The sequence below is a fragment of the Oscillospiraceae bacterium genome, from assembly GCA_034925865.1.
In the GTDB taxonomy this organism is placed as follows: Bacteria; Bacillota; Clostridia; order Oscillospirales; family SIG627; genus SIG704.
Window position 1 is genome coordinate 70,745 of the sequence record JAYFRN010000027.1, and the last position, 22,837, is coordinate 93,581.

At 43.1% G+C, this 22,837-nt stretch carries 21 protein-coding genes; 16 read left to right on the forward strand and 5 right to left on the reverse strand.

Annotated elements, in window-relative coordinates:
• Nucleotides 1-20 precede the first annotated feature (20 nt).
• Both VB118_10055 and VB118_10060 read right to left on the reverse strand, forming a co-directional pair.
• Nucleotides 21-1,700: a M23 family metallopeptidase gene (locus tag VB118_10055; GenBank protein ID MEA4832941.1), complete on the reverse strand. Its 1,680-nt coding sequence runs from the start codon at nucleotides 1,698-1,700 to the stop codon at nucleotides 21-23.
• The gene (locus tag VB118_10060; GenBank protein MEA4832942.1) at nucleotides 1,697-2,419 is read right to left on the reverse strand and encodes a S24 family peptidase; all 723 of its coding nucleotides are present in this window, start codon (nucleotides 2,417-2,419) and stop codon (nucleotides 1,697-1,699) included. Before VB118_10060 ends, VB118_10055 begins: the two co-directional genes overlap by 4 nt.
• Nucleotides 2,420-2,572: 153 nt before the next feature.
• Between VB118_10060 and VB118_10065 the strand changes: the two genes are divergently transcribed.
• The 4 genes from VB118_10065 to VB118_10080 all read left to right on the forward strand — a co-directional run bounded on the left by VB118_10065 (nucleotide 2,573) and on the right by VB118_10080 (nucleotide 6,564).
• Nucleotides 2,573-3,337 (forward strand): ElyC/SanA/YdcF family protein, encoded by a 765-nt coding sequence (locus tag VB118_10065; protein ID MEA4832943.1) that lies wholly within the window; start codon nucleotides 2,573-2,575, stop codon nucleotides 3,335-3,337.
• A 249-nt stretch (nucleotides 3,338-3,586) separates the two neighbouring features.
• Nucleotides 3,587-3,871 (forward strand): co-chaperone GroES, encoded by a 285-nt coding sequence (locus tag VB118_10070; protein ID MEA4832944.1) that lies wholly within the window; start codon nucleotides 3,587-3,589, stop codon nucleotides 3,869-3,871.
• Between the two features lie 38 nt (nucleotides 3,872-3,909).
• Nucleotides 3,910-5,547 carry a chaperonin GroEL gene (groL, locus tag VB118_10075; GenBank protein MEA4832945.1) on the forward strand — a complete coding sequence of 546 codons (1,638 nt, stop codon included), beginning with the start codon at nucleotides 3,910-3,912 and terminating at the stop codon, nucleotides 5,545-5,547.
• 252 nt (nucleotides 5,548-5,799) lie between these two features.
• A complete protein-coding gene (locus tag VB118_10080; GenBank protein MEA4832946.1) occupies nucleotides 5,800-6,564 on the forward strand; it encodes a hypothetical protein in 765 nt (254 codons plus the stop codon).
• Between the two features lie 209 nt (nucleotides 6,565-6,773).
• Here VB118_10080 and VB118_10085 read toward each other — a convergent pair whose 3' ends face one another.
• Nucleotides 6,774-8,189 carry a spore germination protein gene (locus VB118_10085; GenBank protein MEA4832947.1) on the reverse strand — a complete coding sequence of 472 codons (1,416 nt, stop codon included), beginning with the start codon at nucleotides 8,187-8,189 and terminating at the stop codon, nucleotides 6,774-6,776.
• Between the two features lie 399 nt (nucleotides 8,190-8,588).
• Between VB118_10085 and VB118_10090 the strand changes: the two genes are divergently transcribed.
• Nucleotides 8,589-9,134, forward strand: coding sequence for a DUF402 domain-containing protein (locus tag VB118_10090; protein ID MEA4832948.1), 546 nt, complete (start codon nucleotides 8,589-8,591; stop codon nucleotides 9,132-9,134).
• Nucleotides 9,135-9,395: 261 nt separating this feature from the next.
• Nucleotides 9,396-11,423: an ABC transporter ATP-binding protein gene (locus VB118_10095; GenBank protein MEA4832949.1), complete on the forward strand. Its 2,028-nt coding sequence runs from the start codon at nucleotides 9,396-9,398 to the stop codon at nucleotides 11,421-11,423.
• A 31-nt stretch (nucleotides 11,424-11,454) separates the two neighbouring features.
• Here the strand turns inward: VB118_10095 and VB118_10100 are convergent, their stop codons facing one another.
• Nucleotides 11,455-11,658, reverse strand: a complete 204-nt coding sequence (locus tag VB118_10100) for a hypothetical protein (protein MEA4832950.1) — start codon at nucleotides 11,656-11,658, stop codon at nucleotides 11,455-11,457.
• A gap of 172 nt (nucleotides 11,659-11,830) precedes the next feature.
• Here VB118_10100 and VB118_10105 point away from each other — a divergent pair, with 172 nt between their 5' ends.
• Nucleotides 11,831-12,544: a 16S rRNA pseudouridine(516) synthase gene (locus tag VB118_10105; protein ID MEA4832951.1), complete on the forward strand. Its 714-nt coding sequence runs from the start codon at nucleotides 11,831-11,833 to the stop codon at nucleotides 12,542-12,544.
• Here the strand turns inward: VB118_10105 and VB118_10110 are convergent.
• Nucleotides 12,531-13,358 carry a hypothetical protein gene (locus tag VB118_10110; protein MEA4832952.1) on the reverse strand — a complete coding sequence of 276 codons (828 nt, stop codon included), beginning with the start codon at nucleotides 13,356-13,358 and terminating at the stop codon, nucleotides 12,531-12,533. The genes VB118_10105 and VB118_10110 overlap by 14 nt on opposite strands.
• A gap of 163 nt (nucleotides 13,359-13,521) precedes the next feature.
• Here VB118_10110 and VB118_10115 point away from each other — a divergent pair, with 163 nt between their 5' ends.
• The 9 genes from VB118_10115 to VB118_10155 all read left to right on the forward strand — a co-directional run bounded on the left by VB118_10115 (nucleotide 13,522) and on the right by VB118_10155 (nucleotide 22,715).
• A complete protein-coding gene (locus tag VB118_10115) occupies nucleotides 13,522-13,788 on the forward strand; it encodes a YabP/YqfC family sporulation protein (GenBank protein MEA4832953.1) in 267 nt (88 codons plus the stop codon).
• A complete protein-coding gene (locus tag VB118_10120; GenBank protein ID MEA4832954.1) occupies nucleotides 13,785-15,056 on the forward strand; it encodes a sporulation protein YqfD in 1,272 nt (423 codons plus the stop codon). The genes VB118_10115 and VB118_10120 overlap by 4 nt, the downstream gene beginning before the upstream one ends.
• Nucleotides 15,057-15,216: 160 nt before the next feature.
• On the forward strand, nucleotides 15,217-16,278 hold the full coding sequence (locus tag VB118_10125; protein MEA4832955.1) for a PhoH family protein: 1,062 nt from the start codon (nucleotides 15,217-15,219) through the stop codon (nucleotides 16,276-16,278).
• Nucleotides 16,279-16,287: 9 nt separating this feature from the next.
• Entirely contained in the window at nucleotides 16,288-16,794 is a 507-nt protein-coding gene (gene ybeY, locus VB118_10130; protein ID MEA4832956.1) for an rRNA maturation RNase YbeY, read from the forward strand.
• Nucleotides 16,791-17,708 carry a GTPase Era gene (gene era, locus VB118_10135; GenBank protein ID MEA4832957.1) on the forward strand — a complete coding sequence of 306 codons (918 nt, stop codon included), beginning with the start codon at nucleotides 16,791-16,793 and terminating at the stop codon, nucleotides 17,706-17,708. Before ybeY ends, era begins: the two co-directional genes overlap by 4 nt.
• A 24-nt stretch (nucleotides 17,709-17,732) precedes the next feature.
• Complete coding sequence (recO, locus tag VB118_10140) at nucleotides 17,733-18,548, forward strand: DNA repair protein RecO (protein ID MEA4832958.1); 816 nt, start codon at nucleotides 17,733-17,735, stop codon at nucleotides 18,546-18,548.
• Nucleotides 18,545-20,941, forward strand: a complete 2,397-nt coding sequence (locus VB118_10145) for an endonuclease MutS2 (protein MEA4832959.1) — start codon at nucleotides 18,545-18,547, stop codon at nucleotides 20,939-20,941. The genes recO and VB118_10145 overlap by 4 nt, the downstream gene beginning before the upstream one ends.
• An 18-nt stretch (nucleotides 20,942-20,959) precedes the next feature.
• Nucleotides 20,960-21,805, forward strand: coding sequence for a TIM barrel protein (locus VB118_10150; GenBank protein ID MEA4832960.1), 846 nt, complete (start codon nucleotides 20,960-20,962; stop codon nucleotides 21,803-21,805).
• 334 nt (nucleotides 21,806-22,139) lie between these two features.
• A complete protein-coding gene (locus VB118_10155) occupies nucleotides 22,140-22,715 on the forward strand; it encodes a helix-turn-helix transcriptional regulator (protein ID MEA4832961.1) in 576 nt (191 codons plus the stop codon).
• The last annotated feature ends 122 nt before the right edge of the window (nucleotides 22,716-22,837 follow it).

Consider the following 22,837-nt stretch of genomic DNA (forward strand, 5'->3'; position numbering starts at 1 on the left):
TATTTTTACAATTAGAATTTTCAAGAAAGATTTGCAAGTGGATTTCCGTTCTGATATAATATATATGGATTTATGAAAACGCCGTTTATCGAAACCGAATATTGAAGATATATATCATCGGAAAATCCGCTTTGTCCTAGCTTTCCGATTATCTGTGATTTATATACCGTATCGCCATCCTGAACGGAAATTGAAGCAAGGTGATAATAAATACTTTTTACACCCAGTCCGTGATCGATTATCAGCGTTTTTCCTCCAAATATCGTGTCTTCGGCGAAAACGACCTTTCCGTCGTTGGCAGCAAGTACCCCACTGCCTTCTTCGTTTACATAATCGACACCGGATTGCCTTATTTCATTGTCGGTTCCGCTGACTTTTATTACAGAGCCGAAGCGTGTCCTGATCCATGTGTCATTGCCGAAAACAGGCAGAATGAATTCCCCGTTCCACAGCTTTTCACCGACAGGAGCGTTGTTCAGTGCCTCCAACTTTGCCTGCAATGAGCCGTATGCCGAAAGATACTCATCCGACGTGCATCCGCATTTCGACGGAGTGACCGTGTTTTCATCAAACTCTTTGCTGTTTACGGTAAAGGACGCGCGTAATGACGATTTTGCTCCGATAAACTCAATAGTCTTTTCACCGGCGCTCGTTTCCGCGGGTATTGCAAGCAGGACAAGCCCGTTTGACCCATATGATATCATAACCGGCTTCCTGGACAAAGCGTCGGTATTGATATCAAACGTTTCACCGGTTGCGTTCATGACCTTAATTATTATTATTTCACCCGGATTAACAGTTAAAGCGCTTAATATCAGAGATGCCGGCTCATCGTATTGAAGAGCCACTTTAAACTTCATCCTGCCGTAGCAATCGCTTTCGCCTGTCTTTTTACTTCCGACTGAATCAACAGCCGTATCTCCTGTGACATTATTATCGGCTTTTTCGCGATACCATTCGGCTTCTATCTCAGCTGTCAGATTTCCGTCATAACCATAGTTAAAGCTGTCAAGCTCTGCTTCGTCTCCGTTAAATACAAGTTCGCCTTTTTCATTATATATTTTAACATTGAGCCAATCCGGCTTTGAGCTGAATTCAAATTTAAGCCGGATATCATCCGATATGGACATGACGCCGGAAGGGTTTTCACCTTTATAGTCGCAGGTTCTGTATTCCCCGCCTGCCGTTTTATAGCTCCAGGTTGCGTCTTCCGGATAAACACGGCTTGATGTCTCTCCGGCTGTCACCGTAAATATGGGCATGCTTGAATACTCATATACAAAAGCAGTTTCCGGAAGCAAAAGCAGCTTCAGCGCGTAATTCTTATTTATTCGGTAATACTCGCCATGCGAATCCACATATAAGCAGTCGTCAGGAGATGACGAAAGAAGAAGCGTATATGAAGAGATCCCGCTGATTTTATTGAATTCAACTCCGATCCGGCTATATTCATCGCTGTCTCTGGCCGGCGCCTTAATCTTCACGCCGGATGAAATTATTCCGGAATAAAACGATATATCCTCTTCGGAATCATATGTATGCTTTTCGTCCTGTATATTCAATATGACTTCGGATATCTGTTTGGGTGAAAGCGACGAAGATGTATAAATAATTAATATCGCCGCCACAATGACAGCCGGTATACAAAGAAGCGCCGCGATCAGCACTATAATCCTTTTTTTACCAGATTTACTTTTCATTGCAGAATTACCCGTCCGGCAACGTGAAGCTCGTCGGTGTCATATATCCTTATCGGATTATAAGCCGAATTCTCAGAAATAAGATAACAACCTCCGTTTCTATATTCAAGACGTTTGCATAAGCTCTCTCCGTTGAGAATAAAAATACCTATCTCGCCGGGTTCGAGGGTGCTTTGCTTTTTAACCCAGACAACAGCTCCGTTTTCAATTACCGGAATCATGCTGTCACCGCGTATTTTAATTCCAAAGCTCGCGTCATCCGGCGCGTTTTCCGCCCAATCCATAGCATAGTCGTCGGTAAGCAGCGGCAGCGCAGCGCCGGCGGCGGCGGGCGCGTCATATACAGGGAGGCGTTTTGGTTTAAGCTTTTGCTTGAAGGCGGATTCCTTTTGTTTCAGGCACGTATTTGATTCGTACTCGGCGGAATTCATAACGGAGCCTCTTGCGCGGTCATCAAGAGAGCGGAACAGCATAACCAATTTCCTTTCTTCATCTGACAGCTCTACCGGAGCCGGCAATATACCGTCGAACACAAGCTCCTCGACGGTAACTTCCAAAAATTCCGCGATTTTAAACACGGAGGCAAGCCTTTCAGTGTCAGATTCCCGCTTGAGCATGCTGTCGAGAGTGGTATACGGTATTCCGGCCGCTTTCGCAAGCTGAGCTTTCGTTATTCCGCGATCTTTCAATAGGACAGATATTTTCCCGCTGAAGGACATATGTATACCAGCCTTTCTTAATGTTTTATTTACATTATATCTTATAATTCAGTATATACTCATATATCATAACATAAATTACGGCCTTTGTAAACAGCATTTTACGATAATACATAATATTTTATACTCTGGTTTGTATATTCGGAGGCAATAATGCGAAAATACATAATTTCAAATGGTTCAACAAGAAAAAAACGCCCGGTATTGTTTAATATTGCGGCAATTTTTGCGGGTGCCGTGGTGCTTACCGCTTTGTCTGCAGCTTTGATGAACGTGATAGTAGTTTCATCCTCAGCTCCGCATATTATTTCATATGGTAAAATTTCTCCGGACACAGAATTATATGACAGTGAATTGATAAAGGAAACGCCGAAATATGACTGTATAATAATTCTCGGCGCAAAGGTCACGGGCACAAGGCTCAGCAACATATTGGAGGACAGGACAAAGGCAGGAATTTTGGCATATAAGGACGGTATGTCCGACAGAATAATAATGAGCGGAGATCACGGTAAAAAGGATTATGACGAAGTCAACGCGATGAGGGAGTACGCGGAACGTCTGGGCGTTTCCACTGACGATATTTTTCTCGATCACGCGGGATTCTCAACTTATGAATCGATATATCGCGCAAAAAATGTCTTCGGAGCGAAACGCGTTCTTATAATAACTCAAAAATATCACCTCTATCGTGCCGTATTTATTGCCCGCAGACTTGGACTTGACGCTGACGGCATTTCTTCCGATTTTCGTGAATATGGCGGCATGCCTATGTTCGAAGTGCGCGAAATAATAGCAAGATGCAAGGATTTTCTTATAACACTTCTGCCTGAACGAAAATATGACGGCGATGTCTATGTCCTTTCCGGCAGCGGAACCGTTACACATGACATGCAGCCCGGAAGCCATGAAGCCTGATTTATCTTCGAAGCTTTTTGTCACAAGGCGGAAATCTATCAAATTTCATATTGGTTTTTTAGCACTCGCTTTGATTTTCTGCTTTAATATGCCCATGAGCAATTGTGAAATTTATGTTAATATTCGGCACAGGTATTGATTTTTTGAGATATGAGGTATAGAATAAACACTGTTCTTGGCACTCGGACACTTCGAGTGCTAATCAATATAGAAAATATTAATACACACTATAAACAGGAGGACATTCAAATGAAATTGAAACCACTTGCAGACAGAGTTATTCTTAAAATGGTCGAGGCCGAGGAAACCACAAAAAGCGGCATTATCCTCGCGGGCGCGGCAAAAGAAAAGCCGTCCGTCGCTCAGGTCATTGAGGTCGGCCCCGGCGGAAACGTCGACGGCAAAGAAGTTGTCATGACCGTCAAAGCGGGTGACAAAGTCATTACCAGCAAATATTCCGGAACCGAAGTAAAGATTGACGGGATCGAATACGTCATCGTCAGACAGAGCGATATTCTCGCGGTCGTCGAATAATCAAACGCATATTAACAAATAATTAAGGAGTAAATATTATGGCAAAAGAAATTATTTACGGCATCGATGCCCGCAACAAGCTCATGGCCGGCATTGACAAGCTCGCCGACACTGTTAAAATTACCCTTGGCCCGAAAGGCAGAAACGTTGTTCTCGATAAAAAGTACGGCTCTCCGCTGATCACAAACGATGGCGTTACGATAGCAAAAGAAATAGAGCTTGACGACGCGTTCGAAAATATGGGCGCCCAGCTCGTAAAAGAAGTCGCAGTCAAGACAAATGATTCCGCGGGAGACGGAACGACAACCGCCACCCTGCTTGCTCAGGCCATCATCCGTGAAGGCATGAGAAACGTCACCGCAGGCGCAAACCCGATGATCATTAAAAAGGGTATCAAGAAGGCCGTGGACAAAGCCGTCGAAGCTATCAAAGCTAACTCAAAGAAGCTCAACGGCTCCGATGACATTGTCAGAGTCGGAACAATATCCGCCAGCGACGAGCTTGTCGGAAAGCTTATAGCCGATGCCATGGAAAAGGTCACATCTGACGGAGTTATTACCGTTGAAGAAAGCAAATCAGCAGACACCTTCTGTGAAGTCGTCGAAGGAATGCAGTTTGACCGCGGATACATTTCTCCCTACATGGTCACCGATACAGATAAAATGGAAGCCAACATAGATGATGCGCTTATCCTTATCACCGATAAAAAGATATCCAATATTCAGGAAATTTTGCCGCTGCTCGAACAAATCGTTCAATCCGGCAAAAAGCTCGTTATAATCGCCGAAGACGTCGAAGGCGAAGCTCTCTCCACCCTTATTGTCAACAAGCTCCGCGGCACCTTCACCTGCGTCGCGGTCAAGGCTCCCGGATTCGGCGACAGACGCAAGGAAATGCTCCGCGATATCGCCATACTCACCGGCGGCGAAGTAATATCCGAAGAACTCGGCCTTGACCTCAAGACCGCAACTCCGGAAATGCTCGGTCACGCAAAGCAGGTTAAGATCAACAAGGAAAACACCATTATCGTCGGCGGAATGGGCAGCTCTGATGAGATTAAAGCACGCATTGCCCAGATTCGTGCCGCAATAGAAATCACAACCAGCGATTTTGACCGTGAAAAGCTTCAGGAAAGACTCGCCAAGCTCTCCGGCGGAGTTGCGGTTATAAAGGTCGGCGCAGCCACAGAAGCGGAAATGAAGGACGCAAAGCTCCGTATCGAAGATGCGCTGAACGCTACTCGCGCAGCAGTTGAAGAAGGTATCATCGCAGGCGGCGGCGTCGCGCTTCTCAATGCGATACCCGCGGTTAAAGCTCTCCTTCCGACTGTTGAAGGCGACGAAAAGCTCGGCGTTTCGATCATTCTCCGCGCTCTTCAGGAGCCCACCAGACAGATCGTTGAGAACGCGGGCTTTGAATCCAGCGTGATCATCGACAAGATCATGAATTCCGGAAAGAACAGCTACGGCTTTGACGCATATACCGAAAAATACGTCGATATGTTCGAAGCCGGTATTATCGACCCGACCAAGGTCACAAAGAGCGCCCTCCTCAACGCGGCTTCCGTCGCTTCCATGGTTCTCACCACGGAAAGCCTCGTAGCCGACAAGAAGGAAGAAGCTCCGGCCGCAGCCGCTCCTAACCCCGGCATGGGCGGCATGGGCGGAATGTATTAATCCAGGAATATAATTATGTTTAACAAGGCGCCGCCGCACCGATTGTGCGGCGGCGCCTTGGGGTTTATATTAAAATAAATTATATACACTGCATAATAATGTTCACAAACTCAGCCATTTTATAGTTGTAATGATTTTGATAGAATATTATCAATTTATTTAATAATTTATATTGACAATAACGCTCAGATGTGTTATATTAATAAAACATATAATCTTCATAATAAAAACTGATCGGAGAAGAATATTATTTTGTATTATAAAAAATCGCCGCTATTGATTATCGATGTTGTGCTAGTGTTTGTAACGGTTTTTTGCTGGGGGTGTACGGTGAATAAAGTAAATAAAAACGATTTCAATATACCCAATATTACCGCAGTTGAAACTATTGATGGTACGCAGGCAAAGGCGCTTCTTTTAGGGTACTCGTGGGATGACTGTGAAGATGGTGTTCAAGCTGATAGCATATCAGCGTATAAGGCAGAATATACCAAAGAAAATACATTGATTATTGACGGAGAAATGGGAGAGAACATTATTGCTCTTTCCGCTGAAAATCCCATGACAGCGAGTTATGAAATCTATCTACCGAACGGAATGGTATACGATAATGGGAAACGAGAATTATATGATTCACTTAACACACGCCTATACTGGACAGATGATAAAACCGGAATTGGCATAATTGCGCCATTTGTGCCAGGTGTCTATATTTATAAGGTGACAATAAAATGGGAACAGAACAATTTAAATGCCATTTATGGAATTAAGGTGGTTATGACTGGTACTCGTAACGCATATGACGAGGCTATAAGCGTAATATGGAATAATTACAATGAAGCGCTTTCTGTTTCTTTTAAGGGTGTTTCAACATTACCAGGCGCCGAATATGCGGGTAATTGCTATATCTTTGAGGTTGAATTGCCAAATGGTACTGTACAAGCCGCTATGTCAAAGAAGAATGGCACATCGTTAATCTATAGCGGTGGTAACTGGCATTTAAATAATAAATCCTAAGACTAAATATGAATATCATGAGCGATAACGATTGAGATTAGAGCATATGAGCATCCGCTTTTTTATTTTTCATATTACTAACCTCATAAAATTAATATGGCAAGGCGCATATCCTATGGATCATGCAGCCTTGCCGTTTATCAATGGATTTACTCTTTTAAGTTTTACTTATTATATCATGAATTGTTTTGTTTGTCAATATGATAATTTTATTTATTCTCTCTCCCGCCGGTTTCCTTGAACAGCAATTTTTTAAAGGCGGGACCGTTAAAGGGAATCAACGGATATAAATAAGATTTCCCGTCTGTTCCTTTTGTAAGGTATAGTATTACATGATTGATTATAAACGCGCCGATAAACCCCCAGACGCCCAGCAATCCTACGCCTATTATCAAAAATATTCTCGCAAATTTAAAGCCGTATCCAAGCTCGTAATTTGTCGGTACAAAATTTGCGATAGCCGTAAACGCAGCATATAAAATAGTCTGAGGCAAAAACCATCCTGATTTTACGGCGAAATCACCGAGCAGAAGACCGCCTACTACGCTCAACGAATTTGACAGCGCGTTCGGAGTATTCAGGGATGCGAGCTTCAGGCCGTCAATGGCGATCTCAATGATTAAAAACTGCAAGAAAAGAGGGACCGTATATTCATCGAGCTTTGTTATAAATCCCATCTGCGACGGGAGAAGAGTCTTATTGCTTACAAACAAAATCCAAATCGGTATCATGTATACCGAAGCTATGAATACAAAAAGTCTAACAAACCTCATATATGTGCCTGTAAACGGAGGAAAGTAATAATCCTCAGCTTCTTCTAGGTACTCGAAAATACTCATGGGAAGGCAAATGACGCTTGGCGTGGTATCGCATATAATGAGCACCTTTCCTTCCGTAAGCATGGCGGCGGCGGTGTCCGGTCTTTCTACATATCTGACTTTAGGTAGGGGGCTAAACTTCTGAATTCCGGTATGGGGAAAAAGAGCTTCCGATAAAGTTTGCTGAGTGAGCGCCAGTGATTTCAGTGTTTTTATTGATTCAAGCTTTTGACGCATTGTATTCACCAAGGTTTCGTCTGCTCTTCCGGATATATAAGTCATCGTCACCTGCGTTGCGGTCAGCTCTCCTATGGAAAAATTCTCAAAGCAAAGCGACGGCGTTCTTATCCGTCGCCGGATAAGCACCGTATTTTCGAAAATGCTTTCCGTAAAGCCCTCATGAGGGCCACGGAGAGTTTTATTCTTTTCGGGCTCGCTGACCGCTCGTCGGGGATAGCTTTTTACGTCGATTATTATCGCCTGTTTATATCCGTCTATGAGTAATGCCGCTTTGCCTCGGAAAACCTCGTCAGCCGTGCTTATCTCGTTGTCTGAAAAACTCACATCCGGAAACGAAAGGTTTTTTATTGCGAAATCCGTCTCGTTTACACAGTTTGCCGTATTTATATCGGAGCAATCCCGCATTACGAATATAAGATCTTTTGGAGATACATATCCTTGCGTAAAATATATAATAGCGCGCCGACCGTCGGCCACAGTATCAACGCTTTTGATATCAAAGCTTTTTGCGCGATTTAACGCGTTATTCATTAAATTTATGTTTTCATCTATTGCCGCAGAGAGCATATAATCACCTTTTCACTTCTGATTTCCGTCAAAAATAATACCTGTTCTATAAAAACACTCAGTGCTTACTCTTAAAATTTTCAGACTGCATCAAGTTTTAGTATAATCCAGATTCGCGGATGACGTATTTAATTATATTCTTTCCTCATGTGCTCTAATTATTCTATATAATATCTGTTGAACAATCATAAAACACATACTTCAGTAAAAGCTTTTAGCAGACAATATAATAATATTTTACGAATGAAAACATTTCCGTGCAAAGCAAAATATTTATTATGCCCGAGAACTCTTGAATTTATTCATTACCAAAGAAAAAATATTGCAAAATATCAATATGCTTGATATAATTCTTATTATTGCATTTCCATTCTACTTTATGCTAAAGGAATAGCTCCAATGAAACGAAAACGTCTTGACAGAGATATTTGGACATCCATAACATCAAAAAGATATATTCAGAAACAGATAAAAAATAGTGACTTCAATGGAATTGTTTCTCTTTTATATATTGATGATGTTTCTACTGCTTCGCGATGGAAATATCCTGATAAAGAAATAACAGTATGCGACAAGGGAATGAAATGGCTTCAAATCATGCCCTTTGATGAATACTATGTTATAACAGCCATGATTAACGATCAAAGCAACATAAATATATGGTATATTGATATGATAGCAAATAAGGGTTTTTCCGAAGATAACGTCGCCTTTTTTGATGATCTTTATTTGGATCTGACTGTACGGCCGAACGGTGATATAGATATTGATGATATGGACGAGCTCGAAGACGCACTCAAGCAAAATGATATTACTGATGATTTATTTAATTTGGCATTAAGTACGAAGGAAAAACTTCAAAAAGGTATATTAACGGATATACCGAAATTCAACGATTTTTGCATTAAGCTCATGCTTGATATAGAAAACATCAATTTACTATAATTTCTGCAAACAAAGCTCATATTTCGACGGAACGTAATGGTCATAATAAGTTTGTATAGTTTCTGTTGAATAAGGCCAATCCATATCATGATTACCGATTTTAAAAATGAAATTAAAGTGAAGAATGTTGACCGGGCGGCATGAACAGCGTATAATAAATTTATATTTAATGCTTGCTAAAGCATAATGTTATGAGCAGTTGTGTTTGCAAACTGTTATTCAACAGGTATTTACAATTTTAAAAGGATCGGTAATATTATTATGATGGGACCTCCTCTACCACCGCCCGGCGGCGGACGCGGACGATTTGAATATAAAAAGGTTACACCGCCCAAATCGTTTAAAGATCTCTCGAGATATTTAAACGAGCTTGTCGGCGGGTTTTTCTTCCGGCTTTTCTATATATTCAGGCTTGTATGGGAAACCGGGCCATGGATATTGTTTGTAATGCTGTTTATGTCGGTTTTCAACGGCGTTATGCCGGTCATAGGTGCTCTTATATCAAAAAATATACTGAACATGTTTCAAAACGTCATGACCGACAAAACAATCGACTTCAACACGATTCTTATTATGTTTGTTTTTCTTTTCCTGTACAGAATCATCAACAATGTTATGTCAAGGTTGAATAACATTTTTACAAGTATATCAGGTGAACGGGTCGTTGATTATATAAAGAGAAAAATAATGAACAAAGCAAAAACCGTCGATCTTTCTTCCTTTGACCGTCCCGAATTCTATGAAAAGCTTGAAAATGCAAACAGAGAAGCGGGCAGCCGCCCGATAGCCATAATGAGTTCGACCTTCGGTATAGTGTCGACGCTTATCAGTATGATAAGCTTTATCGTAATTCTCGCCTCAATAAGCCCTCTTGCGACACTGGTTATAATTGCGATATCCGTTCCATCCGCTATAATCAACTTTGTATACCGCAAAAAAACATTTACTTATATGCGCCGCCGCTCTAAGGAACGGCGTCAGATGGGTTATTTTTCCGGGCTGCTTGTCGACAAGGATCTTGCAAAGGAGCTCAAGCTCTTTGATTTGTCCGACGGCTTTATCGACAGATATAAGAAAGTCTTTAAGGAATACTTCTCCGGAATTAAAAAGCTTATAATCAACGAAGGGCTTTGGCATGCCGGTCTTTCTGTCATTTCCTCTACGGTCAACTTTCTTTTTTACGTCTTTATCGGCTATAAAGTATATTTAGGCAATATTATGATTGGCGATTATTCGCTGTATACCAACGCGCTTCAGCAAGTTGCGAACGGCGTTTCTTCGCTTATATCGATAACATCGAGCATATATGAAGGCACTCTTTTCATCGACAACATGATCGAATTCATGAACGAAAAACAGACCATCGTCCCCCGTCTTATGCCTCCTGTTGTCCTTTCGCACGGAATGTCTCATACGGTTGAATTTAAAAACGTCAGCTTCAGATACCCCGGAACACAGCGGGATGTTCTTAAAAACATTTCGACCGTATTCCGTCCGGGCGAATCAGTCGTGCTGGTCGGTCTGAACGGTTCAGGCAAAACAACTCTTATAAAGCTGTTAACACGTCTTTATGATCCGACAGAGGGAGAAATCCTGCTCGACGGGCGGAATATAAAAGACTATGACCTTAAATCTCTTTATAAAACATTTGGCATCATTTTCCAGGATTTCGGAAAATATGCCGTTACCGCATCGGAAAACATAACCTTCGGTGATGTGCGCCACGAATTTGATCTTCAGGCAGTAAAAGAAGCCGCCCGCCAAAGCAACGCGGACGACTTTATAGAAAAGTTAAACAGCGGATATGAAACGCCTTTGATGAGGATCTTCGAAGCCGACGGAGCGGAGTTATCCGGCGGGCAATGGCAAAAGCTTGCGATTGCCAGGGCTTTTTATTCTAATTCCGATATATTGATACTCGACGAACCCACAGCATCGCTTGATCCGCTTGCGGAGCAGGAAATATTCAATCAATTTGATAATCTTCGCAAAGGCAAAACGACGCTTTTTGTCTCTCACAGGCTTTCGAGCGCGACAACCGCATCGAAAATTCTTGTGCTTCAAAATGGCGTACTGATCGAGGAGGGCAGACACTCCGAGCTGATGGCGAAAAACGGAGTATATAACCTTCTCTTTACAACGCAGGCAAAAAGGTATATCGACGCGGATAACAATAACCCTCAGGCGGAATCCGCCGATTTACCGCAGGAAAAGGCTTTTGAAAAAACAGCCGGGGAAAATGAAGAGGTTAACAATTTTTCAAATATCCATAAGCCAGAACAGGAATGAGCCGTATTTACACATACGAATCCAAAACCTCTTAAAAAAATGAATTTGCACCGTTTTCCGCCAGTACTCTTACAATTTCACGCATTTCATCCTTCGAATTTGCTTCACGTGCTTTTTTAATCACCGTGTCACGCTGTTCTTTTGACATTCTTCCGAATACTATTACCGCATCGCGGTTCTGTGCCAATGCCATACCAAAGCCGAGCGGGACGGTGTCATCTATCATATAATCCATTTGACCATACCTTTCTTTTCTTTTAGATGGTAATAAAATTTGTCAAAGCTATTTATTTATTACCGTTTTATGATAATATGTCTATTGCTTTATTATTATCCGCTTTATAGCGGTATTTTATGCTTATATTGCAAATAAATCGGTAAAATTATATCAACGGAGATTTGTTATAATGAAAAATATCCGGCTCGACAAGCTTTTATCCGAAATGGGGATCTGCTCTCGGAAGGAAGCGGGACGAATTGCCCGAAACGGCAGTATTACCGTTAACGGTGACATATATAAAGATTCCTCCGAAATAATTGACATATCTTCCGAAATCCGCGTTATGGGTGAACGGATCGAATACGATCCTTGCCCGCTTTTTATGATGAATAAGCCGGCAGGGTTAATATGCGCGGCGGATGATCCGCGGGAAAGGACTGTATTCGAGCTTCTGGGAGAACGGGAAAGGCGAATGGAGCTTTTCACGGTGGGCAGACTTGACAAAGACACCACAGGTCTTTTGATCCTCACCAACGACGGCGCTCTTGCTCACAAGCTTCTTTCTCCTAAAAAGCATGTAGACAAAATATATGACGTCACGAGTGATTTGGAGTTTTCTGAAAACGATGTTGCCGCGTTCAAAGAAGGCGTTTTTATTGACCGCGAAACCAAGACCCTTCCCGCCTTGCTTCAAATCGACAGCATCGATCCGCATAAAGCCCTTCTCACAATAAGAGAGGGTAAATTTCATCAAATTAAACGTATGTTAAACGCGGTGGACAAAAATGTAACCGCATTGAAAAGAGTATGCTTTGCCGGAATACCACTGGATCCTTCCCTTCCTGAAGGCGCGTTCAGGCACCTTACCAAAGAAGAAGCCGATATGCTTATAAACAGATAACGGCGTAACACGCGGCGATTATAGCTGAAGTAATTCCCATTGCCGCCTTGACAGCAATATATTTTTTTATCGACAGATCGGTATCCGAAATCACTGATACTGTCTGGCATATTACCGACACCCCGCCGAATGAAATAAAAAGCGCCGTTAAGACAAATCCCGCCGTTCCTGATAAAGAAGCATGTTTTACTCCGCATGTCATCTCAAGCAATCCGCATATAAAAGTTTTAAGTATACCTTTAAGCCCAAGACTGCCGAGCATTCCGGTCAAAAATGAAAAAAACACCACAAAGCCGCAAATATACAATATATTGACAGCCGCCTCCTTTACCGCTGCGCTGAAAGCCGCGGAAATGCCGGGCGGCTCTTTTATTTCGTGTTTCTCACCGCCGGTAAATCCGCTTACGGCCTTAAAATGCTTTTTTCTATATGTAAAGCAAAACAATATACCGGCGCAAATAAGCTGAATTGCATAAAGCGCCGCGCCGGCCGAGGGTATATCGGGAAATGCTTGTCCCGCAACTCCGAATATAAATGCCGGTCCGCACAGATTACACGCAGGAATCAGCATTTCCGCTTCCTTTTTGCCAAAACAGCCTTTTTTATAAAGCTCCTTGACGCATATACCGCCTATAGGAAAGCCGCATATACTCCCCAGCAGGAATGCTTTCGGCGCGCCGGAGGCACGGTTGTTTTCAGAACCCAATGAAATCAACACCGTAGATAAAACCATGAAAGGAAACAGCGCGGAAACGACAGTGCCGCATAGTTTTATTCCCTCATTAGCGCATTCGGCTGCCGTTTTTGGGAACAAAATAGCCGCAATACATGGCAGAAAAAAAATGGCTGAAGCGAAAGCTCTCAATACTGCGCTATTTTTTTGTGTTACGGTGCGGCTGTTCCGCATATATTTTTTATGTGAATCGGATATTGTTTTATTCATTATGTTCATAATATGAAAGGAAACGGTTATTTTAATGCGTAAGGCAGCAGTTATAGGTCCGGAACAATTATATGATGAAAAGCTTATATACATTCATGGAAGGACGCGCCTTCTGATGGAGGGATGTAAAAAAGTCGTTTTCTGCGATGAAACCACAGTAAAGCTTTTGTGCGGATTTAATGTCACCATCCATGGGGATGGCCTGAAAATAATGCATCTCGGAAACGGAAATGTGGCGGTTGACGGGAGAATATCATCAGTCAGTTTTTCCGATGATGAGCTTCGGACGGTGCGTGAATGAAAAAGCCAAAAAGCAAAGATAATAAAAAAGCAATAAAAGATAAAGAAAATAAAGATAAAAAGCTGCGCAGCTTTTTCCCGGGATTTACCGCGCTTGCCGCCGGTTATTCTGAGCTGTTAATAACCGGAAAGAAACCGGAAAGAGTATTGAATCTGGCGATAGCGCATAATATCGACGTTATATACGCGCAGGGATACAATGATTCCATCAAAATAGCCGTGACTCTTTCGGATTCGGCACGCATCATTGAGCTGTGTAAAGCAGAAAATATGCTCGGAGCCGTCATATCTGAAAATAAGCACGGCTTGAGACCGTTTTTTCTTAAATACAAAAGAAGGATCGGGCTGTTCGCAGGGATTATTTTTCTGATTTTTTCATTATACTTATCGACATTATTCATCTGGTGTGTTAAAATAGAAGGGAATGTAAGTTTAACCGAAGAACAGCTTCGGGATATGATACGCAAAAGCGGCATATGTGAAGGCGGTTTGGCGAGATCTGTCGATCCTGACGCGTTCCGCTTGACGCTTATTACGGAGCACCCGGAAATTGCATTTGCCGCCGTCACAATAAGCGGCACCACCGCATATATACAGATAGCCGAACGCACTCCACCGCCAGCAAAGCGCGACATCTCACTCCCGATAAATCTTGTGGCCTCTCGCAGCGGTATAATCAGAAAAACAATCGTCATACGCGGTACCGCCGCAGTAAAGGCCGGACAATACGTAAAAGAAGGCGAGCTTCTCGTCAGCGGCATAACCGCACTGAAGAACAGCGCATTCCGCATTGTCCGCGCCGAGGGAAAGATATATGGGGAAACCTGTCATGCGCCTGAATTCACCGTTCCTACCCAGGCGGACGTAAAGGTTTTTACCGGAAGAGAGATGACGGTTTCTTCTCTCGATATTCTCGGCTCTCAAATACCGTTATATCTGAACGGAACATGCAGTTTTGAGGATTATGATGTCATGCGTTTCCGGGATGAGGCGTTTTTATTTGACATAATAGAGCTTCCGTTCGGAATTATGAACCGTGTTTTTTTGGAATATGAAATAAAACGTGAATGGATATCACCTCAAAGAGCGCAGGACATAGCATATGACCTTCTTGCTGCATATATCAAAAACAAACTCACCGGCGCCGAAATAATAAGTAAGGAAACGGAAATAACCTGTTCTGACACGGACGGCTCCGTCACTCTTCGAGCTTCAATCAACTGTATCGAGGATATAGCTGTAGAAAAGGAATTTACGATAGGACAATGAGTAATTATCTGATTGCCGCTATATTAAACTGCATTTAAATAAACCTTATTTATAAGAGAGAAAAGCCCATATGCCAGAGCCTTTTTTCTCTTTAAGCGGTAATTATTTTATTGCCGAGTTAATAATACAAGCATAATAATAAAGAAAAGGATATCAAGCGATGGCTGAAAGAGTCATATATATTGACAGCACGGAAAGAATAGCGGAAATATTCGGCAGCCGGGATGCGAACGCGTCAATAATCGAACGGGAATTAAATGTCGTTTTAATAAACCGCGATATCGAAATAAAAATAACAGGCAATGATAAATCCGTTTCCGACGCGGAACAAGTCATATCTTATCTCGATAAGCTTCTAAAGCTTTCCGGTCAGCTTACAGAGCAAAATGTTCAATATGCCGTAAGCCTGATCAAAGACGGAAACGGCGCTCTTCTTGATAAAATCAGTACGGACGTGCTCTGCATATCAGCGAAGGGTAAGCCTATAAAGCCCAAAACTCTCGGCCAGAAGGAATATATCGACGCCATAAAGGACAACACGATCACACTCGGAATAGGTCCGGCCGGAACCGGAAAAACCTTTCTCGCGGTCGCGATGGCTATATCGGCACTTCGCCGTAAAGAGGTCAATAAACTTATTATCACACGTCCCGCCGTCGAAGCCGGAGAAAGGCTCGGCTTTTTGCCCGGTGATATTCAAAGCAAAATCGACCCTTATTTGAGGCCGCTGTACGATGCGCTCTATGAGCTTATGGGGTACGAGGGCTTTCAAAGGCAATATGAAAAAGGCATAATTGAGGTCGCTCCGCTCGCATATATGCGCGGACGAACTCTCGATGATTCCTTTATAATACTGGATGAAGCGCAGAATACGACGCCGGAACAAATGAAAATGTTTCTCACACGTTTGGGCTTTAACTCGAAAATGGTCGTAAACGGTGACATAACTCAGATCGATCTCCCCGCCGGTACACGCAGCGGCCTTAAAGACGTAATGAGGATATTGAAGGATATCCGCGATATTAAAATAATAACTCTCACCTCGCGCGATGTCGTGCGGCACAGCCTTGTCAGTAAAATCGTCGAAGCATACGAAAAGCACGCGGCAGAAAAGGCACGTTATAAGCCTGACGCTGACGGCGCGGAAAGATGGGGGAAAGCCCAGGGCAGAGCCTCAGGCGCCTCCTTTACCGGAGCAAAAAAATATATAAAGACGAAATGATTTATTTATATGAAACATTTTACAGATATATCAAACAGACCCGGCTGTTATAACCCGGATGGCGCAATGCGTAAAAAAATTCGGGAAGCCGTAGATGAGACGCTTAATTCAGAAAAAATCGAATTCCATTGCATCATGTCGGTCTGCGTCGTCGGAGACGACGAAATAAAAGAACTGAACAATAAATACAGAAATACGGACAGCGTCACGGATGTTCTTTCGTTTCCAATGTACGGTTCAATGGACGAAATAAGATCCGCGCCGCCGGAAGATTACGAACCCCGTTCAAGAACAAGCGGACTTTCGATCGGCGATATAATATTATGCGAAAGTGTAATAAAAGAACATGCCGAAGAATATTCTGACAGCTTTGAAAACGAGCTGTTATATATGGTTGTTCACTCCGCGCTTCACCTTTTGGGATACGATCATATAAACGGCGGCACGGCAGCCGAAGAAATGAAGCAAAAACAGGATTCAATTTTTGAAAAGATAAGGATTAAATATTTAATATGACTGAAAATAAAATTACTCCAAAAGCTCCCCGCACCGGTTTTGTTGCGATTGTGGGACTTCCTAACGTCGGAAAAAGCACGCTTTTAAATACTCTTCTCGGAGAAAAGCTTGCCGCGGTTTCAAAAAAGCCCCAGACCACGCGCACACGCATAACAGGCATACTGACCAAAGAAAATATTCAGTATGTATTTCTTGATACGCCCGGAGTCCACAGACCGAGGACAAAGCTGGGCGAAATGATGATCGAAGAGATAGGAACTGCGCTGGCGGACGTTTCATGCGTTCTTTTTGTAACCGAACCGCTCGGTCAAATCTCGGAAACAGAAAGAAATATGCTGGCAAAGCTTAGAATCCAGAAACAGAACGTTATATTATTGATCAATAAGATTGATGAATTCAAAAAAAGCGCCATACTCACAACAATGGACGCATTTTCCAAGGAATTTGAATTTGCGTCGATAATACCGATCTCCGCAAAGGAAAACGACGGAATAGACATAATATTCAAGGAGCTTGATCCGTTTATAGGTGAGTGTGACTGGTATTTTCCTTCGGATATGATCACCGATATGCCTGAAAGAAGAATTGCCGAGGAAATTATCCGGGAGAAGCTCCTGAGGCTCCTTGATCAGGAGATTCCGCACGGCACCGCTGTCGTCGTAGAGGAATTCAAGGATATAAGAGGTCACCTTCTGTCGATCCGCGCGGAGATATTCTGTGAAAAACCGTCGCATAAGGCGATAATCATAGGCAAAGACGGCGCGATGCTCAAAAAAATCGGAACATACGCACGCGAGGATATGGAAGCCTTTTTCGGAGTGAAGGTAAATCTCGACCTATGGGTCAAGGTAAAGAAAAACTGGCGCGACGACAGCTCCTATCTGAACGAACTCGGATTTATAAAAAAAGATTGATTTCTGCCAGGACAGATCACAAAAATGCCGGAAGTTGTAAAAGGACTCGTAATAAGAGAAACGCTCGCGGGCGAATATGACAAACTGCTTACCGTGCTTACAGAAACACGCGGCAAGCTGTTTTTCCGTGCTTACGGAGTGCGCTCGCTGATCAACCGCAACTCGGCTTCATGCCGGATATTTTCTTATTCAGAATTTGTTCTTCGTGAAAAAAACGACCATTATTATCTCAGCCAGGCACAGCTGATTAAAAGCTCACTAGAACCCGGCACGGAATTCGATGGAATGTCGCTGGCGTTTTACTTTTTCGATCTCTGCGATTACTGCGCCTCCGACGAGGAAACATGCGGCGGAATGCTTAAAATGCTTATGAACGCGCTTTATATCATTTCGAAGGGCGACAGACCATATGATCTGATCAAGGCTGTTTTTGAGCTCAGGCTTATGACGCTGCTTGGCTTCATGCCGGACATGGCCGGATGCAGTCTATGCGGCCGCGACTGCGGCGTTATGGATGAAAAGAGTGCCTTTCACCTGACGAACGGCAATCTTCGGTGCCGTGACTGCGCGGCAAAAGCGGCAAGAATAGAAATTGAGGATATAATCAACGAGGGTGAAGCAATCAAAGCCGACGATATAGATTCACACATCGTGTATATTTCGCCGGAATGCGTGAGACTTGTCACACGTACTATCAGCGTCTCGGAAAATACGGCATACGCTGTAAATGTTCCGATGACGCTTTTAAAAGAATTTTCGGCTTTTGCCGAAAGATATACTGTAAATCAGCTCGAAAGGACATTCGACACACTTAAATTTTATAAGGATTTTAAACAATGATAAACTCAGACAGCTTTCAAAAAGCGCTTCATACGCTTGAATTTGATAAAATACTTGATATGCTGTGCTCATGCTGCCGGCTCGAATCCGGATGTGAACGGATCAGAAAAACCGTTCCGCTCACAGACGGACATGAGATCCTGCGCCTTTTAAAGCAGACATCCGAAGCAAAGGCTCTGCTTGCCGTAAAGGGTGCGCCTTCCATGTCGGCACACATCAGCATGCCTGATATTGTTTCACGCGCGGAAAAAGGCGCGGTGCTGACTCCGGGAGAGCTTTTACGCGTCGCGTCAATGCTCTCTTCCGCTTCCGCCATAAAGAGCTTCGGTGAAAAAGCGAATGAAAACAGCATGCTGTTCCCTATTTTTTCGCATATGCTTCCGAATAAACAGCTCGATCAGTCGATAACTCATGCAATCGAAAACGAAGATATGATCTCTGACGATGCTTCTGACGAGCTGAATTCTATCAGGCGAAAAATAAGAAACTCCGGAGCACGCATACGCGAAACTCTATCCAAATACACAGGCGGAGCATACTCGACCTATCTCCAGGACAATATTATTACCATACGTAACGGACGATATGTCGTTCCCGTTAAGGTTGAATATAAAAACGAGGTCAAGGGTCTTGTCCACGATACCTCATCCTCAGGAGCCACCGTATTTATCGAACCTCTTGCGGTTGTGGAATTGAATAACGACATCAAAATGCTTGAAAACGAGGAGCATCGCGAAATAGAGCGCATCCTCACACAGCTTTCTTTCGATGTCGCGGCATACGCCGATTCCCTTCTGCTCGACTACATGAATATAACCGAAATGTCTGTTATATTCGCAAAGGCGGAATTGTCCTTTAAGCTTAACGCCGCCGAACCGAAGCTTAATCTCAACGGATATTCCCACTTTATAAAAGCGCGGCATCCTCTCCTTGAAAAGGAAAAGGTTGTTCCGATAGAAATAATGCTCGGAGGAAATTTTGACACGCTCGTTATCACCGGACCGAATACTGGCGGCAAAACAGTTTCTATCAAGACCTTTGCGTTATTGGCGATGATGGCGCAGTCGGGATTTCACATTCCCGCGGACGAAGGAAGCGAATTCTGCGTTTATAAAGATATCCTTTGTGATATCGGCGATGAACAGAGCATAGAACAGTCGCTTTCGACCTTTTCATCACATATGATCAATATTATTTCAATCCTTAAGCGCTGCGGCGAAGGATCGCTTGCTCTGTTCGATGAACTCGGCGCGGGAACCGATCCTGTTGAAGGCGCGGCTCTCGCAGTTTCCATTCTCGAATATGTAAAGCGTTCCGGCGCCAAATGCCTCGCGACTACTCACTACGCCGAGCTGAAAACTTATGCTCTCGAAACCGACCGTGTCGAAAACGCGTCCTGTGAATTTGATATAAATTCTCTTAAGCCGACATACAGGCTGATTATCGGCACACCCGGACGCAGCAACGCTTTTTTGATTTCGGAGCGTCTCGGGCTCGATACCTCTATAATAAAGCACGCCGAAACGCTTATTGATACCTCAAGCCTCAGATTTGAAAAGGTAGTGGAAAAACTCGAAGCGGACAGAATTGCCATGGAGGAATCGCGCCGCATTGCCGAAAAACAGCGCGACGAAACCGGTAGAATGCATAGCGATGCCCTTGAAGAACGCGACAGGCTCATCGCCTCGGCCCAAAAGGAACTTGAACGTGCAAAAACAGAAGCTACGCGCCTTATTAAAACCGCCAAAGCGCAAAGTGACGCAATATTTATCGAGCTATCGGAATTGAAAAATAAATCCACAGATGATCTGCTTAAAGATGATCTTGACGCTAAACGCGCCGCGTTCCGAGACAGTCTAAGGGGTATTGAAAAGGAAATCGACAACCGCGACATGCCAGAACCTGACGACGATTATATACTTCCGCGTGAGCTCGTCAAAGGAGACAAAGTGCTTGTCGTTCTGGGAAACGATAAAAAGAAACATGGCGTCGTGGAAAAAGTAAACGGCGACGAAGCGTCGGTGATATGCGGCAGTATCCGCATGAAGCTGAAAACCAAAGCTCTCCGCCTCGTATCCGGCCTTGCCGCGGCAGAAAGCAACGCCGTAAAACGAAGCGCGACATCTTCTCTGCGTCCCAGCGTTAAAAGTGAGATTGATCTCAGAGGTCTTACCGGAGAGGACGCATGGTTTTCAACCGATAAATACCTTGACGACGCAATCCTTGGCGGGCTTAATTCCGTCACGCTCATTCATGGTAAAGGTACGGGAGCATTGCGAAAAGCAATGTGGGATTATTTAAAGCGCGATTCAAGAGTCGCTTCTTACCGCATGGGAGCATACGGAGAGGGAGACAGCGGCGTCACTGTCGTCGAATTCAAGAAGAAAAAATAATATTAAAAGGGATTTCACATGAACAGCTTTAAAATCAGCGCGTTTGCCGACGAAATAACAACGGATTTTGCCGGGCAGATAGAAACGCTCAAGTCTTTGGGGATCAGTTATATCGAGCCGCGCGGGATCGACGGCGAGAACATATCAGTAATAAGCATGGAAAAAGCCCGGTCAGCCGCCGCGATGCTTGATAAAGCCGGCATCGGAGTGTCATCCATCGGCTCTCCGTGCGGAAAGCAGAATATAACCGAGGATTTCAAGCCGCATTTTGAAATGTTTCGCGGAATATGCGAAAAAGCGAAGATATTCGGGACAAAGAACATAAGAATCTTCAGCTTTTACGTACATAAAGGCGAGGAAGATAAATACCGCTCCGAAATTCTCGCCCGAATGGAAAAAATGCTTGAACACGCTGAAAAAAATTCTCTCACGCTTTGCCACGAAAACGAGACCGGCATATACGGAGAATCTCCGAAAAGATGTCTTGATATAATGACACATTTCAGCGGACGAATGAAAACCGTGTTTGATCCCTGCAATTTTATTGTCGAAAAACATGAATCATATCCGAAGGCTTTCAATATGCTTCGCGAATACATCGAGTATATGCATATAAAGGATGCCGATGCCGAAGGACGCATATGTCCCGCCGCTATGGGAGTAGGCGGCATACCCGAAATACTCACCCAGCTCAAAGCAGATGGAAAGGACGGCATTTTCCTGACGCTTGAACCGCATCTGCTTTCATTTGAAGGCTTAAACCAGCTTTCGATCAACTATGAGGATCTTACGCGCAAATATACTTATTCTTCTCCTCTCGCCGCATTTACAGCCGCCGCGGAGGCATTGAGAAAAATTATATGAACGCTTAAGTACTCTTTTGAAAAAGCACTCTTAAGAATCCCGGAAAACTTAAATTCAATGAATTAATGCTCTCCGGCATCGCTTTAGGATTTATAATTTTCGTGCGCAAATAAAGCCGCTCCGGATTTTTCAACATGAATACGGAGCGGCAATTTAATATGTTCCATTAACAGTCGAAAATGCGCTCAACTTTATGTAAGTGAAGCAGAAATAACATAAACTCGAAAGCCGGTTGAATTTTATTCAAAAAATGAGTTATTGTTTTTCTCGCTCTTTTTTTATACAATAATAACAGAATTCGAATTCAATTATTTACAAAAAGGAATGAAATGAAATGACGATAGGTGAAAAGATAAAAGAATTACGTAAAAAAAATGATCTCACACAGGAAAAACTTGCGGATTATCTTTGCGTATCATATCAAGCAGTATCAAAGTGGGAAACCGGTATTTCAAGCCCAGATTTATCGCTTATTGCCCCACTTACGAAACTACTTCATGTAACATCCGATGAGCTATTGGGGTTAAATGTACAAAAGCAAGATATGCGAAAGTTGGAACTTGAAGAAAAATATGAAGAAACATGGAAAACCGGTGATCTTGATGAACGATGCAAAATTGCCGGAATCGCAGTAAACGAGTATCCTGGAGACATGAAATATCTTGATTGGTATGCATGGGCGATAGCAATGCGTTCATTTGTTTTCAAGGATGACGAAACATATTCTGCTGAACAGGAAAAAGCAATTAAAATGTTTTCAATAGTCATTGATAACACTACTGATGAAAAAATCAAAGCAAGTGCCATACAAGGAATTTCGCAATATTTAAATTTTCGAGGGCGTAAAGATGAAGCATTAAAATATGCAGAGCTTTATCCAGAAAATTATTCTGTAAGTAATGTCTACTGAACAAATACGAATTTCAAATTTCGCTGCGGTAGATGATGTGTTATTAGCAAACAATATAGGAACACAAAAAAGGCGCAAAGAACCTTTTTCAGGTTCAGGACAATAACAGACATAGCGATACA

Excerpts from the sequence above, each read along its gene's own strand:
- VB118_10055 (MEA4832941.1), bottom strand. The coding sequence starts at position 1,700 with ATGAAAAGTAAATCTGGTAAAAAAAGGATTATAGTGCTGATCGCGGCG.
- VB118_10060 (MEA4832942.1), bottom strand. The coding sequence starts at position 2,419 with ATGTCCTTCAGCGGGAAAATATCTGTCCTATTGAAAGATCGCGGAATA.
- VB118_10065 (MEA4832943.1), top strand. The coding sequence starts at position 2,573 with ATGCGAAAATACATAATTTCAAATGGTTCAACAAGAAAAAAACGCCCG.
- VB118_10070 (MEA4832944.1), top strand. The coding sequence starts at position 3,587 with ATGAAATTGAAACCACTTGCAGACAGAGTTATTCTTAAAATGGTCGAG.
- groL (MEA4832945.1), top strand. The coding sequence starts at position 3,910 with ATGGCAAAAGAAATTATTTACGGCATCGATGCCCGCAACAAGCTCATG.
- VB118_10085 (MEA4832947.1), bottom strand. The coding sequence starts at position 8,189 with ATGCTCTCTGCGGCAATAGATGAAAACATAAATTTAATGAATAACGCG.
- VB118_10090 (MEA4832948.1), top strand. The coding sequence starts at position 8,589 with ATGAAACGAAAACGTCTTGACAGAGATATTTGGACATCCATAACATCA.
- VB118_10095 (MEA4832949.1), top strand. The coding sequence starts at position 9,396 with ATGATGGGACCTCCTCTACCACCGCCCGGCGGCGGACGCGGACGATTT.
- VB118_10100 (MEA4832950.1), bottom strand. The coding sequence starts at position 11,658 with ATGGATTATATGATAGATGACACCGTCCCGCTCGGCTTTGGTATGGCA.
- VB118_10105 (MEA4832951.1), top strand. The coding sequence starts at position 11,831 with ATGAAAAATATCCGGCTCGACAAGCTTTTATCCGAAATGGGGATCTGC.
- VB118_10115 (MEA4832953.1), top strand. The coding sequence starts at position 13,522 with ATGCGTAAGGCAGCAGTTATAGGTCCGGAACAATTATATGATGAAAAG.
- VB118_10120 (MEA4832954.1), top strand. The coding sequence starts at position 13,785 with ATGAAAAAGCCAAAAAGCAAAGATAATAAAAAAGCAATAAAAGATAAA.
- VB118_10125 (MEA4832955.1), top strand. The coding sequence starts at position 15,217 with ATGGCTGAAAGAGTCATATATATTGACAGCACGGAAAGAATAGCGGAA.
- ybeY (MEA4832956.1), top strand. The coding sequence starts at position 16,288 with ATGAAACATTTTACAGATATATCAAACAGACCCGGCTGTTATAACCCG.
- era (MEA4832957.1), top strand. The coding sequence starts at position 16,791 with ATGACTGAAAATAAAATTACTCCAAAAGCTCCCCGCACCGGTTTTGTT.
- recO (MEA4832958.1), top strand. The coding sequence starts at position 17,733 with ATGCCGGAAGTTGTAAAAGGACTCGTAATAAGAGAAACGCTCGCGGGC.
- VB118_10145 (MEA4832959.1), top strand. The coding sequence starts at position 18,545 with ATGATAAACTCAGACAGCTTTCAAAAAGCGCTTCATACGCTTGAATTT.
- VB118_10150 (MEA4832960.1), top strand. The coding sequence starts at position 20,960 with ATGAACAGCTTTAAAATCAGCGCGTTTGCCGACGAAATAACAACGGAT.
- VB118_10155 (MEA4832961.1), top strand. The coding sequence starts at position 22,140 with ATGACGATAGGTGAAAAGATAAAAGAATTACGTAAAAAAAATGATCTC.